The 14,347-nt window shown below is 69.0% G+C and carries 13 protein-coding genes; 6 read left to right on the top strand and 7 right to left on the bottom strand.

From position 1 onward, the window contains the following. Positions 1 to 96: 96 nt before the first annotated feature. The gene (gene mobF / locus FZ988_RS18075; RefSeq protein ID WP_246169616.1) at positions 97 to 2,997 is read right to left on the bottom strand and encodes a MobF family relaxase; all 2,901 of its coding nucleotides are present in this window, start codon (positions 2,995 to 2,997) and stop codon (positions 97 to 99) included. Between the two features lie 123 nt (positions 2,998 to 3,120). Here mobF and FZ988_RS18070 point away from each other — a divergent pair, with 123 nt between their 5' ends. Further along, a complete protein-coding gene (locus tag FZ988_RS18070) occupies positions 3,121 to 3,510 on the top strand; it encodes a hypothetical protein (RefSeq protein WP_149205443.1) in 390 nt (129 codons plus the stop codon). A 784-nt stretch (positions 3,511 to 4,294) separates the two neighbouring features. Continuing rightward, positions 4,295 to 6,676: a hypothetical protein gene (locus tag FZ988_RS18065; RefSeq protein WP_149205442.1), complete on the top strand. Its 2,382-nt coding sequence runs from the start codon at positions 4,295 to 4,297 to the stop codon at positions 6,674 to 6,676. Between the two features lie 408 nt (positions 6,677 to 7,084). Here the strand turns inward: FZ988_RS18065 and FZ988_RS18060 are convergent, their stop codons facing one another. From FZ988_RS18060 to FZ988_RS18050, 4 genes are all read right to left on the bottom strand, one after another. After that, positions 7,085 to 7,501: a hypothetical protein gene (locus FZ988_RS18060; RefSeq protein WP_149205441.1), complete on the bottom strand. Its 417-nt coding sequence runs from the start codon at positions 7,499 to 7,501 to the stop codon at positions 7,085 to 7,087. Positions 7,502 to 7,574: 73 nt separating this feature from the next. After that, positions 7,575 to 7,739 (bottom strand): hypothetical protein, encoded by a 165-nt coding sequence (locus FZ988_RS18645; protein WP_188079176.1) that lies wholly within the window; start codon positions 7,737 to 7,739, stop codon positions 7,575 to 7,577. Between the two features lie 40 nt (positions 7,740 to 7,779). Continuing rightward, positions 7,780 to 9,369, bottom strand: coding sequence for a hypothetical protein (locus FZ988_RS18815; RefSeq protein WP_223145190.1), 1,590 nt, complete (start codon positions 9,367 to 9,369; stop codon positions 7,780 to 7,782). Between the two features lie 28 nt (positions 9,370 to 9,397). Further along, positions 9,398 to 10,357 carry a ketopantoate reductase family protein gene (locus FZ988_RS18050; protein WP_149205440.1) on the bottom strand — a complete coding sequence of 320 codons (960 nt, stop codon included), beginning with the start codon at positions 10,355 to 10,357 and terminating at the stop codon, positions 9,398 to 9,400. A gap of 113 nt (positions 10,358 to 10,470) precedes the next feature. Between FZ988_RS18050 and FZ988_RS18045 the strand changes: the two genes are divergently transcribed. The 3 genes from FZ988_RS18045 (at position 10,471) to FZ988_RS18035 (ending at position 12,811) form a co-directional block, all read left to right on the top strand. Beyond that, the gene (locus FZ988_RS18045; RefSeq protein ID WP_149205439.1) at positions 10,471 to 11,061 is read left to right on the top strand and encodes a TetR/AcrR family transcriptional regulator; all 591 of its coding nucleotides are present in this window, start codon (positions 10,471 to 10,473) and stop codon (positions 11,059 to 11,061) included. Between the two features lie 148 nt (positions 11,062 to 11,209). Continuing rightward, positions 11,210 to 11,542 (top strand): hypothetical protein, encoded by a 333-nt coding sequence (locus FZ988_RS18040; protein ID WP_149205438.1) that lies wholly within the window; start codon positions 11,210 to 11,212, stop codon positions 11,540 to 11,542. Between the two features lie 426 nt (positions 11,543 to 11,968). Further along, a complete protein-coding gene (locus FZ988_RS18035; RefSeq protein ID WP_149205437.1) occupies positions 11,969 to 12,811 on the top strand; it encodes a peptidase M10A and M12B matrixin and adamalysin in 843 nt (280 codons plus the stop codon). Here the strand turns inward: FZ988_RS18035 and FZ988_RS18030 are convergent. Further along, positions 12,808 to 13,125 (bottom strand): NIPSNAP domain-containing protein, encoded by a 318-nt coding sequence (locus FZ988_RS18030; RefSeq protein WP_149205436.1) that lies wholly within the window; start codon positions 13,123 to 13,125, stop codon positions 12,808 to 12,810. The two genes, FZ988_RS18035 and FZ988_RS18030, sit on opposite strands and share 4 nt — an antisense overlap. A 3-nt stretch (positions 13,126 to 13,128) precedes the next feature. Continuing rightward, the gene (locus FZ988_RS18025; RefSeq protein WP_149205435.1) at positions 13,129 to 13,611 is read right to left on the bottom strand and encodes an ester cyclase; all 483 of its coding nucleotides are present in this window, start codon (positions 13,609 to 13,611) and stop codon (positions 13,129 to 13,131) included. A 132-nt stretch (positions 13,612 to 13,743) separates the two neighbouring features. Here FZ988_RS18025 and FZ988_RS18020 point away from each other — a divergent pair, with 132 nt between their 5' ends. Then, the gene (locus FZ988_RS18020) at positions 13,744 to 14,337 is read left to right on the top strand and encodes a TetR/AcrR family transcriptional regulator (protein ID WP_149205434.1); all 594 of its coding nucleotides are present in this window, start codon (positions 13,744 to 13,746) and stop codon (positions 14,335 to 14,337) included. Positions 14,338 to 14,347 lie beyond the last annotated feature (10 nt).

Raw genomic sequence — 14,347 nt, 5'->3', positions numbered from 1 at the left:
TCGGGATACTTCCTCGGTGCTGCCATGACCCTCATCCTCCGTGGGTTGAGAGCCTCTACGGAAGTCGGGGCGGTTCATGGTTGGGTACTGCGGAGGTCAGAGGCTGAGCACCGGTCCATCGGCGGACGGCGACCCGTACCTGGTCAAGTGGGTCTGCATCTGCTGTGGGCGCACCCCGGTCCAGGGCCGCTGTGGACGCCGGGGCGGCACTGCGGGCGTGGGCTGCTCCTGGTGCCACGTCTCCCGGGTCTCGGTGGCGCTCGGCTCGGCGTGGCTCGTGGCGAGGATCCGCTCGAGCACCGCTCGTCCCGATGACGGCGCGCTTCCCGGCAGGCACTCCGGCTCGCCGTCGTCGATGACGGCGTAGACGCGGTTGCTGTGGCGGCCGCGCGTCATCGCGACGTAGAGGTCCTCGCGGCCCATCGCCGGCGTGGCGATCGTGTGCGTCTCGTCTACGGTCATGCCCTGGGTCCTTGCGACGGTCGTCGCGTAGCCGAGCTCGACCTCGTCGGCGACGTACGCGCCGGGTAGCCGGACGGTGCGAGGGGCGACGTCGGGCTCGTGGCCGGGCACGGCGGGTCGCACGCGCAGGCCACCGTCGGGCAGGACGGCGACGACGTCCCAGAGCGCGCCGTTGCGGACGAAGCCGTCCGACGTGGCCAGGCGCCGGTCGTTGCGGCGGGTGACGATGCGGTCGCCCACGCCTGCCGTGAGCCCGTCGTGCAGCGTCGCGCCGACGGGTGAGACGTCCCCGGTCGCGACGCGGTCGGCACGGATGCGCGCATTGAGGTCGCGGACGGTGCGGTTGTCGACCGCCTGAAGGACGGCGATACGCCCTTGCTGCTGGGCCGCGCCGACGGCCTCGACGGCCGCGTCGAGCATGGCGTCGTGGCCGCCGGAGGTGACGGCGCCGTGCGCCTCGTAGGCGTCGAGCGCGTCGGGGTGCGCACGTCGGAGTTCGAGGCTCGCGCGCGCCTCCCAGGGCTGGCTGAACCGCCACAGGTTCGTCAGCTCGGCGGTCGGTCCTCGGCGGGCAAGCATCCCGAACGCCCCGCCGGCGTCGACCGACCCGCGCTGGAGGTGGTCGCCGACCAACACCACCTTGGCGGTGGCCGCGCGTGCCTGCTCGACGATTGCGGCAAGCGCCCGGGTGTCGGCCAAAGACGCCTCGTCGACGATGACGAGCTGGCCGGGCTCGAAGCGCCACCGCTCCTGCTCGGCACGCAGGCTCCACTGCTTCTCCTGGGCGGTACGGCTCGCGAGGTAGTCGCCAGCCACCTCGTCCTCGAGTGCCTGGGCGTACTTGAGGCTGCGGGCGGCGGCGCCATCGCCCACCGACTCGTGTAGCCACTTGGCGGTCGTCTCGCACGGCACCCGAAGTGAGTTCGCGAGGGTGCGGGCCGCGGTGGCGGATGGCGCCAGCCCGACGACCGGTCCGACGCCGCGCCGCCAGGCGGAGGTGAGCGCCGCGAGCGTCGTCGTCTTGCCTGAGCCTGCAGGACCCACGATGACGTCGAGCAGCCGCCCCGAGCCGATGACGGCCTCGACCGCCGCCCGCTGATCGTCGGCGAGAACGCCTCGACCGCTCTCGGCGACGGCTCGCGGCGGGATGGGCAGACTCATAGTCCGGCGCGGGAAGCCGTCGGTCTCCGCGGCGTCGATGAGCACCTTCTCCGCACCGAGCAGCTCGGTCGTGGTGAACAGCGACTCACCGACCCGCCGCGTGCTCGGCTCGCGGCTGTCGTCGAGCTGCACGCACGCCGCAGCGGCGTCGGCGGTGATCGCGTTGAGCAGCGCGCGGCGCTCGACCGGCGACGCCATCCGCAGCAGCTTCGACGCGCGCACTGCGGAGGCGCCGAGGTTCCACGTCGTCCAGACCGAGCGCCGGGTCGAGACGTCGTCGAGCACCTGGGCGGCCATCGCCGCCCGGACCTCCGGGCCGACGTCGTGCGCGCGGAGCGGTCGTCCGTAGACGCCGGTCAGCGCGCGAGCGGCGAGATCGCGAGGCTCGATCCCCGTCAGGGCACGCGCGCGATTGGCCCACTCAGCGAGCAGCTCGGCCAGGGGTCGCACGGTCTTGGCTGGGCGGGTGGAGCGCGTGAGGTGCTGGCGGGCGCGGGTTGTCTCGATCCGGGTCGGGGCGCGGCCGTGGTCGGCCTCGAAGGTGGCGCGCCACTCCTCCTCGGCGCAGTGGATCCGCTTGGAGCGCGTCGAGAAGTGTGCGAGGAGCCCGTCGTCGATGCCGGCGAGCTCGAACGCGGGGTTGCGGCGCGGACCGCGGCCGCGCATCGACCACTCGATCGGGAGGCGCCGGGCGAGCTGGTCGGCGAGGAGCGCGTCGTACAGCTCGGAGACGGTGACAACGGAGGCATGCACCGTCCGGCCGTCGACGCTGCGCCAGGCGCCGTCGGGGCCCTGCACCTTGTTCGCGATGACGATGTGGGTGTGCAGGTTCGGGTCGCCGGCTCGGGTGTCCCAGTGGTCGAAGGCGGCGGCCACCATCCCGCGGGTGCGGACCTGATGACGACCGGCGTCACCGACCCGGGTCCTGATGACGGCCTGCTCGACGAACTCGAGCGACGAAGCCAGCGCAGCGCGGTGTGCCGCGTAGATGACGGAGCGCGTGGCGTCATCGGCTAGCGCCCACAGCACGGATGCGGACTTCGGTGCGGTGAAGGTCAGGTCGTAGCCGACGACGGCGTGCCTGTGGCCGTCAACGGCGGCGCGGAAAGGGCGCCCGAGAACGTCGTCAGTCAGCGGGTCGACGCCGTCCCGGAAGACGGCCGTCATCGCTTGCTCGGTGACGGGGTCACCCTGTTCCAGCCGCCGTGACCCGTCGCCGAGGCCCGCGAGGCCTCCGCCCATCCATCGGCCTCGAGGGTTGCCGGTCTGCTCGTAGTAGGCCGTCAGCGAGGTCGCTGCGCCCAGGCCGGCGTCGCCCGCCGCGACATGGCGGGTCAGGTAGGCGTACCCGTCCCCGGCGGTGAGCTTGTGCATCGACATCACGTGGCGCCTCCAGCTGGGACCCGCGATGTGTTCGCAGAGGGGTCCTAACAGCAGGTGTGCAGATCTCGCGAGAACATCGCTACGGCGCCGTAGGTGCGTCGCTAGCCTCGAGGGATGCGGTCAGTCGCGGTGGGTGCGGTCGTGCTTGGACTCCTCGCTGCGTGCGCCGGCCCCGCACCTTCACCGGCCGAGGCAGCGGGAGAGGCGTGCGAGGAGGCCCGCGCCGTCCCGCCCATCGGTTCGCCGGGGGAGGACAAGTACCAGGCCGAGCCAGGGGAACTCGAGGCCTGGGCCGACGCGCTCGAGAGGGCCGCCGAGAGCGCCGCTGTGGCCGCGTCCGGGGACGGCGCCTACGAAGCCCTGTCGGCAGACTTCGATGCGTCACGAGACGACTTCGCTCACATCCGCGACACGCTCGCCGGCGGTGGCACCGTTCTGGGCGACGAGCTCTCTGCCATCAAGGAACGCGTCGCAGCGCTCGTAGAGGCGTGCGAGGACGTTTAGCGGCAGCCGGGCGTCTCGACCCGAGGCGCTCCGAGGAGTCAGACCCGGCGCCGCAATCAGCCCCCAGGCAGACCCGTCATCGACCAGACTCTTCTTGCATCTGTGTGATGCGACCGCGGGTCCGGGTTGCCTCCTCTGCTGGTGTCGATCAGAGGACGTCTGCCTCGCCGCGACGCGCAAGGTATGCGCGCCAGCACCCGTCGGCCGTGTGAGCATCGCTGACTTCACTGCACAGACGACGGCCTGAGGGCCGCTCCGACGCCCGAGCGAGGCGGCAACTCGTGTCGAGGCATGGTGTGCGTCTTGCGGACCCGGGATCAGTCGCTGCCTCAGAAGCTCATGTGTTGGCCAGCGATGCTGTTGTCCCGAGGGGGCCACGGAAGTAAGAGAGGGCCGGGACACTGGGTGTCCCGGCCCTCTACGGCGCCTGTTGCGCCCCCAAGCTAGAGTCTCAGAGCTCCATGACCGTTCCTTCGTGCGACGACACGGGCGAGCCCTGACAGCGTACGCACCGCCCGTCGAGGTGTCAAAGGAGCCTGGACGCGGGGTGAGGGCAGCCGGCCCACCAACGGCAAACAGCCAGCCCGAGGGGGCTGGCTGTTTGGGACGCCCAAGGCGTCATCACGAAGAACTGCCTAGATGCTCATGATCCGTCCTATCGACGACTACACGGGCAAGCCCCGCTAGGTTACGCCCTGCGGCGAACTACGTCAAGGCCGGTCTTCTGGCACCTGCGGGGAGGCTCCCCGACGTGGAACACTGATCACGGCCGGGCGGAGGGGTGATGGACAAGTACGCAAGCGCAGAGGCAGCGATGCGGCGGCTCGCCTCCGAGTACTCCGCGAATGCGGAGGACCTGAACGAAGCGACGACGCGACTGCAGGTTATCAACCAGATCCTCCTCGACGGCCTGGGCTGGCGCGCCATGGACGTTGAGGCGGAGACGGCTGGCCGAGACGGCTACGTCGACTACGCACTCGGGCGGCCAATCCCGCTGGCAATCGTTGAAGCGAAGCGCGAGGGCGTTTCATTTCAGGTGCCAGCCGGACTGGAGCGGCGGCGCAAGATAGACCTCCCGACCCTGCTGCTCGACACGCCGACGAAGGATGCGATTCAACAGGTACTAAAGTACTGTCAGGCTCGCGGAGTGCCCATCGCGGTTATCTGCAACGGTCACCAGCTCATCGCATTCTACGCCTCCCGCCAGGACGGCGTGCGCCCGCTCTCCGGAGAGGCGCTCTGCTTCCACACCCTGGAAGAAATGGTCGACGATTTCCAAACGCTCTGGACCATGCTTTCCCGCGATGGAATGAGTCAGCGGAACCTCTTGCGACATCTGGCGGTGGGTAATCGCAAGCCGCTGCCGCCAGCGAAGTTGTCGGCCTCTATCCCAGGATACCCGGGCTTCCGTTCGCGAGGCCCGCTGGAGACGAACCTCCAGATTCTTGGCAATGCGTTCATTCGCGACATTGAGAGTCCTCAGCAAGCGGACGACGAATTCTACGAGTTCTGCTACTGCAACACAGGGGCTCTCTCGCAGTATGCACTTGTCAGTAAGGAGGTGCTCCGCGATAGGTACGCGGCCACGGCCTCTGCGACCGGCGTGGAGTTGGCACCCGTTCGGCAGAAGAAGGGCCGGCTGCACCCTGAGCTGGGCTCGAGTCTCACCCAAGCGATGCAGTCCAGCCCACTAATCATCCTCGGCGATGTGGGCGTGGGAAAAACGATGTTCTTGCAGCATCTGTTGCGCGTAGACGGCAAGGAGTTCCTTGACCACACTCTCTCCTTCTACATCGACTTTGGCGCAAAGGGAACGCTCGCGGACTTCGAGACCTACGTGTATGACGAGGTCGCTAGCCAACTAGCCGATGATCACGGTAAGGACATCACGGAGGCGAGCTTCGTCCGTGCCGTGTACAACAAGGAAATCAACCAATTTGCCCGAAGTGTGTTTGGGGGCCTTAAGGCCTCACAGCCGGACCTGTATGCCGTCAAGGAGGCCGAGCACCTCGGTGAACTAGTCTCGAAGCGGGACCATGTCCTCCGTTCGTTGCAGCACCTGCGTGCTCAGTACACACTCGTGGTCGTTCTCGACAATATCGATCAGTGGCCGGTTGGCGACCAGAGCCGCGTGTTCCTAATCGCTCAGGCCTTGGCGTCGAAGTGGCCGGTAACGGTCTTCGTGTCATTGCGGCCGGAGACGTTCTTTAGTTCGCGCTCCACGGGCACTCTCTCGGCCTACCACCTGCGGGTATTCACAGTCGCTCCCCCGCGGGTTGACGAGGTGATCCTGCGCCGTTTGGCATACGCGAAGAAGCTGGCAGGACAACAGACCGACCTGCCCGACGCGCTGCAGTTCTCGATCGACGACGTCAGTGCGTACCTCGACATGCTGGACGGAAGCTTCAGGGAGAACGAGAGCCTGCGTGAACTTGTCGACAATCTGAGTGGCGGCAATGTACGCCGGGCCATCTCGATGTTGTCACGGTTCGTCGGCAGTCCCTATGTGAAGACCTCCCGGATCCTTGCTGAGTCACGCGGTGGCGGTTTGTATTCGGTGCCACCGCACGAGTTCCTGCGGGCGGTGGTCCTCGGTGACTATGGCTACTACGATCCGACCAAGAGCGACGTGGTTAACGTGTTCGATATCTCGGTCGACGACGGGCGTGAACACTTCCTGCTTCCGGCTCTCCTGGCCTACATCAAGGGGGCGGACCAGGGTAAGGGAGCATTCGTAGAGGTGGAAGCCGTGTATGCGGCGTTCACGGCACTCGGCTTCGGCCAGGAGCAGATCGCGTTCCACGTTATCCGCGCGGTGCAGAATGGGCTGCTGGATTCGTCGATGGAGGGCTTGGCCGGACCGTACCGGACGAACCAGTTGGGCGCTTACGTCTCTGCGAGGCTGCCGACCTTCTTCTCGTACGTCGACGCCATGGTTGTGGACACGCCAATCGTCAAGTCAACCGTGCGATCCGACGTGCGTGATGCGCGATCTTTCGACGATCGGGTGCGGCGTGTGCGGTCCTTCGTGAACTACCTTGACGACCAATGGGCCAACGCAGGTCTTGAGTCCGTGTACTCGTGGGACGCCATCTCCGGGACCCTCAAGGCGGATGTCGACGACGCAGTGCAGCGCAGCGAGCGGGCTCGTCGCCTGAACGCCTAGTGGCGACCGCGACTCGTGTCCGCTTGGACGCGCCAAGCATGAGTGTCTGGGTCCTCGCATCGGCGTGCGAGTCGTCCCGGCGAGGTCGTGGTCAGCGCGTGGTCAGCGAGCACCCCGGAACGGGGTCTCCCCACGAACTACCCGCATGTAGTTCCGCAGGTCAGCGCGTTATCCACAGACCAAGATCGAACTCCTAAAGCGGGTGTCGGCAGGCCGAGTCTGCCCAGGCGCACAGGGTGCTGTTGTCGGTCGTCGGCTGTGTGGGCGCCGCGGCTGCGGTGAGGACCATTTCCGATATGCCGCTCCTTGACCAACGTGTGGTCTGCGACGACGGTCCAGCAAGACCGTGGCCGGGACGCCAGCGGACAATGCCAGCGTCCGCGGGCCCCTCAGCGATTCGGCGGCGCTTCAGGCGAGGTTTTCGAACGACTCTTCACCAGGGCGCCAGCACATCCACTGGCGGTCGGTGAAGCCACTGAGGTACGCGATCTCCGGCCCGACGAGGTCGTCGAACCTGGGGTGCAGCACGACGGTCCCCGACGAGAACTCGATCCGCAGGCCGCCGCCTGTCGCCTCCGTGGCTCTGACGACTTCTTCCGGGATGAGGGCGACGAGGGTGTCGGCGTACCCGAGCTCGCCGAACCCAATTGCCCGAGCCGGCGTCTCGATCACGGGCATCACGTCGCAGTTGAGGAAGGGCATGTCGTCGGTCGGGCCGTCGAATCGGAGCTGGACGTAGTCCATGACGAACTGGACCGAGCAGAGGCGGAAGCCGACCAGGCGAGACAGCAGACCGTTCGGCACGTACCCAGAGGGCTCGTTCATCACGCCGTCATCATGGCCGACGCGAAGCGCGCACCCAACGTGAATGGCGCAGACGATGCGTCCGTGGTGGCTCTCAGTGGCTGAGCGCTCGGGCCGGCTCCTCGCCCGGCGTGAGCGCGACGTCCTCACCGTGTTGCTCTCGGACAACTTCCCCGGTGTCGAGCGTCTCCGCCGACAGGCCGTGGCGGTCCGCGTCGTCGGTGTCTGTGGATGCGGCTGCCCTTCCCTCGACTTCCATCGGGAACGTCGGGAGGAGTCCGACTTCCCCCAGGCCGGCGTCACGAGTACGCCGCGTAGTCCATCCAGTTGCTGGTGCGCCGGCGCCAGCGAGGTACTGGAAGGCATCCGCGGGGAACCGTGGCCTGCTCCGTCATGACCTGCCTCCCGTCCGCGAGAGTCACGGTCACCCGGGAGCGCGCGGGCCCGAAGACCTCGCTGACGCGGCCGTCGAGGGCTGCGTCCACGACGTCGCGGAGGAATGCCACATCGTCGGGCGTCGACGCGAGCTCCCATCGGCAACCGCCGCGCCCGATTCCGAGGATGATCTCGTCGCCAAGGGGCCGCCAGGTGACGGGACATGCTCCGGTGGGCGGGGTGAGAACGATCCTTCCCTCGTCGCCGGCACGCACGACCTCCGGCCCGAAGCGAGCAACGAGGTCCCGACGCAAGCCTTCAAGCTGCGCGGCGGCAGCGTCGCTCGTCGTGTCCTCTGCCCCGATGCGACCGACAGGTTCGGAGTCGGCGACGCGGACGCGCGCTCCGGTGGCGTCCGCGGTTGAGTGCCATGGCGTCCGCCGCGGGACCCACTCCAAGCGGTCCGCGGTTTCGAGGCTCGTGAGCGCCACGACGGACTCGTCGTACAGGTGCCACTCGTTCCTCGAGTAGGCCTCGGCGGCGACGAGCAGCACCGTCCCCCGCTCGCCGTGAAGGAGCACTTCCGTCACGAGCCCTGCGTCGAACGAGCCCTCAACCGTCGTGTCGAAGACGACCTCGACGGCCCTGATCGCGCCGCACGCGAGGGCGATCCCGGTGCGCGAGCGGAGCGAACCCGAGTCGGACTCAGGGAGGCGATGGTCGAGCGGGCTGAGGAAGGACAGTCCGAAGAACGCGTCGTCCTGGTAGACGCTGATGAGGCGTTCCGAGCCACGGCATCGGGCGCGCAGCCAGGCGTACGGGACGCGAACGTCACCCGGTGATGCCCACGCAGTAGGGACGTCAGCGTCGCCCGACTCCAGCGCCCACTCCTCTCCCTCCCACGAGAGCACGTCGCACGACGCGAAGACCAGGGCAGCTGCGATGTTCCGGGAGATCCACCCGACCGGGTCTGCGAAGCCAGCGGCGACGAGCAGGCCCGAGACCGCTTCTATCGTCATGGCTTCCACGTCGCCATCGGTCGGCAGCACGCCTTGAGGGCGAACCGCAGAGAACACCGGGAATGCGCCGCCGTCGTCTCGGAAGACGGTCCAGACGACGTCTCCCGACGAGTTGTCGGCGAACTCCCATCCCAGTCCGTCGCGCAGGTGGACGTCGCTCGCGACCGTGGCGTGAAACCTGGAGCGCCAGTCAGCCATGTTCACGCCTCCTCTTGTTCCCATCGCTGGCCACGGCCATGCCGGGACGTGCGCGGGCTTCCATCGCGTCCCCAGCGCGAGGACGTCCCCGGACCCGGCCCGGCTACCACGTAGCGTCGTCGAACAGGTGCCCGCAGGTCCATCGTCGTCGTCGCGGATGCCCTCGCGATGCTGGCGCAGCGTCTCGCCCTCGACGTCGACGTTCGGCAGTAGACGGTCGAGCCAGCACGGGAGTCGCCAAGCGCTCGGCCCGAGCAAGGCCATCACGGCCCCGGGCGCGCGGGTAGAGAAGTTCAACTAGTGAGCGGACCGCGGCGTCGAGACGTCACGGACGCTGTGCGACGGCGAAGGTCGCCTCCGCGGCGTGCAGGCGCGGTACCTCCACGCCCTGGCGTCGCGCCTCGGCCAGGGCGTCCTGGCAGATGGCGCGCGGTTCGTGGGCGTGGGGATCGGTGTGTGCTTCCAGCGAGGCTCGTGCCGCGGGGACGTGGCGGGTGGCCAGGGCCATCGCGGAGGAGGTCACGTGCGAGGGCGCCCGCAGCATGAGCGTCCTCATCCGGTGCCGTCGCAGGTCGACACCGCGGGCCTTCAGCACCGGTAGGAGCTCGCGGCTGGTCAGCAGGGCCGCGCGCAGGTCTGCCCGGGAGCCGATCAGCTGGTCCATGGTTCCTCGACGCAGGCCCTGGGCGTGCATGCCGGCGTTGAAGGCGAAGTGCAGCCACAGCCAGCCCCGGAGGTCCGGCTCCTCCCGCACTCGGAGTCCCGCCTGCCGGAACGTGTCGCGCGCCGTGAGCTCCCGGGCGGTCGGGGGCCGGCCGAACGTGCCGAACACGACGGTGGGCAGGATCGCCCCACGCAGCACGCCGTCGTGATCGAAGCCGCCACCTGACTGGGGAAAGCCCCACGCGAGCTGGTCCAGCGGCAACGGCGCGACCGCGTCCTGCGGCTCGGCCCACACGTTGCCGAACACCAGGACCGTCGCGTCGCCGATGCGCGGGGCGAGGAACGTCGACGCCTCGGCCAGCTGGTGGTGCGGCAGGCTCAGCACGACGAGGTCGAAGCCGTGGCCCGCCTCCAGGTCCTCGCGGTAGCGCACCGGCCACTGCTCGACGACGCGTCGACCCCGCAGCCCGCGCCGCATGTCCAGCACGTCGAGGCCGATCGTGTCGCCGTAGACCGCGGCGCGGCCCGGCCGGACGTAGAACTCCACGTCGTGGCCGGCCTGCTCCAGGGTCCATCCGTAGAGAGCGGAGATGACACCGCGCCCGAACATCAAGATCTTCATGGTGTCGCCGATCGTCGCGGTACCGTAGGTGGAGGTTGTCTCCACATCGATGATGTGGAGACAATCTCCACTTGTCAAGTACGGATGCTCGATCGGGCGAGAGGACCAGCCCCATGACTGACGGCAAGCCGCTACGGGCCGACGCCCAGCGCAGCCGGGCCGCACTGGTGGCCAAGGCGCGAGAGCTGTTCGACACCGGCGAGTTCTTCGACCTGCGCTACGACGACCTCGCCGCACTGGCCGGCGTCGGCACGGGAACGCTCTACCGTCACTTCCCGACCCGGCAGGACCTCGCGGGAGCGGTCTACGGCCAGGAGATCCTCGCGCTGGGTGACCGCGCCCGTGAGCTGCAGGCGACTCTGCCCGCCCATGAGGCTCTCGGCGCCTTCCTGCGCGCCATGGTGGCGCACATGAACGCCCACCAGGGCCTGGCCAGGACGTTGGCCAGCCTCCTGGCGGCCGGATCCGGACCCTCCTCCGGTGAGCTCATCGAAGGCACGCGAGTCCTCGAGGCTGCCGTCACCGACCTGCTGACGGCCGCGATCCAGGAGGGAACGGTGCGCGGCGACGCGAGCGCCGAGGTCCTCGCCGGTTCCGTGATGATCGCCCTGCACGGCATCGGCGCTGCCCACGACCGCCCCGGCTGGCAGGCCGAGGCCGATGCCCTCATCACCCTCGTGCTGGCAGGACTGTGCTCAGGGTGAGGCGGCGTGCGTGCGGCTGGATTCGTGACGCGAGGCGCCCGGCGGCACGGGGCAGCCGGCTCCTCCGCCCTGCGGTGAGGCAAGGCAGGTGTCGGAGCGGGGAACTGCGTCGCGCGTGTCTGGTAGTGCTGCCGAGGACACTGTGGTTGTGCCCATCTCCGTCGTCGTCAAGGACGAGCAAGGCCGGACGCTCGCGCGACTTGAAGACGTGTACGCGAGCCTCCCGGTGCAGCCGGCGGTCATCACGGCCGACGTCCTCCCCTTGGGGAGGCGCGAGACCTACCCGTTGCTCAGCTACATCGACCCCTATGGCGACACATGCTTCAACGTCGCGCAGGCCCGGGCTGCCGTGACCGAGCTCCGCGACTGGGATCAAGAGGTGCAGTCGGAGGCTTCGAGGGCGCTCCTTGCCGGGCTCGCGGTCCTCTGCGCGGCGCACATGTCCCGGCCGCACCGCTACCTCTGGTTCGTCGGCGACTGAGGGCGCCGCGCCAGCCCAGCTGTCAGCGGAGTCGTGTGACCGCTGCGCGATGACCCGGCCCTCGAAGAACGCTCTCGCGCGTCAGGTCAGGAGCGAGGCACGGTTGCTGCGGGTCTCGCTGCGCCGTCACCTAACCTCGGCGCGCGCCTCGGGCTCAATCGTGAGCGCTAACCGGCCGATGGAGTACTCGTGAGCACGCCCCACGACGACCTCCCGCGGTCTCCTTCGGGAAGAGTCCCGCAGTGGGTACGCGACGAGGCCTCGGGGCGAGCGGCTCCTCAGCCGTGGCGGGGGGCAGCGCCGACGCCTCTCGTGACCGGCCGACGCCGCGCACGGGCGTCCGCCCGGCCTGGGCGGACGCGGCGTCGTCGTCGGGCGCGAGTTGCCCAACGACGAGACGCAACCCAAAGCAGCCTGCCGCGCACGGTGTCCGCGCTGTCGTGGTTCCTGGTTGTGCTCGTCGTCGTTGCGGTACTCGGGCGGTGGGTAGGGCAGCGTCCTGACGGCATCGTCGGAGCCTGGAACGACCTCACGCAGGCGATCGGACAAGGCCCATCGGGGTCGCTGGTCCCCCTCTCGCCCGGAGACCGCGTAGCACCTCCACCCGGCCAGGGAGAGGCCGATGCGCCGCTCGGTGTGCCGCCGGCCGTGGCGGACCCCGCGGCACCCCACGAGTTCACCGAGAGCCAGACCCAGGCGGACGGTCATACCGTCCCAGTCACGTGGTCGCCCTGTCGCGCGATCCACTACGTCGTTGACCCGACTGGCGCGCCGCCGGACTTCCCCGATCGGGCCGCGGCCGCGATCGCGGAGGTCAGCGCGGCAACGGGCTTCGCGTTCATCAACGACGGCACGATGCTGGAGCCCGCTTCTGCTTCGCGCGAGCCATACCAGCCGGACCTCTACGGCGACAGGTGGGCGCCCGTGCTCATCCGCTTTGCGGATGCCACCGCGATCTCCGAGTTCACGACGGAGCACGTGGGGCTCGGAGGCCCGGTCGGGGTCCGTGCGATGCCGGCCGGCCCACTGCACTTCGTTTCGGGTTTCGCGTATCTCGACACGGACCTCCTCACCTCGCCGGATGTGGCAGGTGAGCCGGCGTACATCCCCGTTCTCAGGCATGAGCTGGGCCACGTGGTTGGCCTGACGCACGTGGACGACCCGACGCAGCTCATGTACGCCGAAGGGAACGCCGTGACGTCTTTCCAGGCTGGCGACCTTGCGGGTCTGGCCGCGCTCGGCGGTGGGCCCTGCGCGCCGGAGATCTAGGCCAGTGGCGACGCCGCGACCGGACAGAGCCGGATCTCCTCGACGTGGACGATGTCACTGAGGTCGAATCCCTCCATGTCTGACGCGAACTCAGGGCTCGCCACGTAGGTGCTGGTGAAGTCGTCCGGATCGACGTCGGGCCCGAACGACAGCAGGGCGACCAGGCGGTGGGCGCCGGGCCGGTGATCGGTCCAGACGCCGCGCACGGTGACCCCGAACGACGGCATGCTGGCGACGTGCCGCGGCCAGTGGACGGTCGCGTACCTGTCGAGCGCCTCAGCCGTGCGCAGGGTGTAGGTCCTCAGCTGGTCCACGGGCTACGCCCGCGTCGCGGCGGTTGCGGCCTCGGCCGTGGCGGCCTCGATCGCTGCCGCGAAGTCGGGGCTGGCGCCGAGCTGGGCGAGCCACACGTTGGCCGCGTTGTAGCAGTTGAACGTCTCGATCCTCCTGTCACGGAGGTGCCAGAGGTCCGCCGTCGGCACGTCGATGCGCCGGCCCGTCGGGGGGATCTCGCCGGCCGGGGTCGGGAACGGGCCGAGGTGCGTCCCTTGGATGCGCAGCTCCACGGCGACGACGTCACCGATCGCGTGCACGCCGATCAGCTCACGGTGGATGTCCGGGAAGGCGCTGGCGAGGCCTGCCAGCGCGGCTGGGATCTGGTCCCCGCGGAAGGTCAGCGAGTTCGGCATGTCGTTGAACGTCCCGTCCTCGGTGAACAGGGCGCGGAACCCCTCGCCGTCGAGAGTGTTCCCCTCCGCCAGCCGGTACGCCTCGCGGACAACCTCTTCGTTCGTCGTCATGTCTGCTCCTCACGTGTGTCTCGCGACGGGGTCGGTGCCGTCGGTCGTGGTCGGCACCAGGGTTTTGGACCGGCTCGTCCACAAACGTAAGGAGTTCTGGACCGACCCGTCAAGTACGCGTAGGATCTCGGTGTGGCCAGGCCGAGGGAGTTCGACGAGGGAGCGGTTCTCGACGCCGCTCGCGACCAGTTCTGGAGCAAGGGATACGCCGGCACGAGCATGGACGCGATCGCCTCGGCGACCGGCCTGGGCAAGGGCAGCCTCTACGGGGCCTTCGGCAGCAAGCAGCAGCTGTTCCTTCAGGTCTTTGACACCTACTGCGCGCGCATCGCCGACGACGTCGCGAGCAACCTGAGCGGGCCCGACGACGAGGCCTTCGGCCGGCTGTGCGCCCACATCCGCGCGGCAGCGGCCGGAGTTGCCGCCGACCAGAGGCACCGCGGGTGCCTCCTCGCCAAGGGTGCTGCCGAGCTCTCCGAGCACGATCCCGACGTCGTCTACCGGTCCCGCCAGACCCTGGAGCGCATCGCCGCGACCCTGGCCGAGGACATCCGCGCCGCACAGCGCCACGGCGACCTCGACCCGGCCGCCGACGCCGATCAGCTCGCGACCCTCGTCCTGGCCGTCCTCCGGGGCATCGAGGCCCTCGGCAAGGCCGGGGTCGACGCCGACCGGCTGGAGGACGTCGCCGACACCGCCATCGACCTCCTGCCGCGAGCCGGGTGAGGGCCCGCGC

It is taken from the genome of Actinotalea subterranea, from assembly GCF_008364845.1.
Classification (GTDB): Bacteria; Actinomycetota; Actinomycetes; order Actinomycetales; family Cellulomonadaceae; genus Actinotalea; species Actinotalea subterranea.
This window is presented reverse-complemented; position numbering and strand designations above follow the sequence as displayed.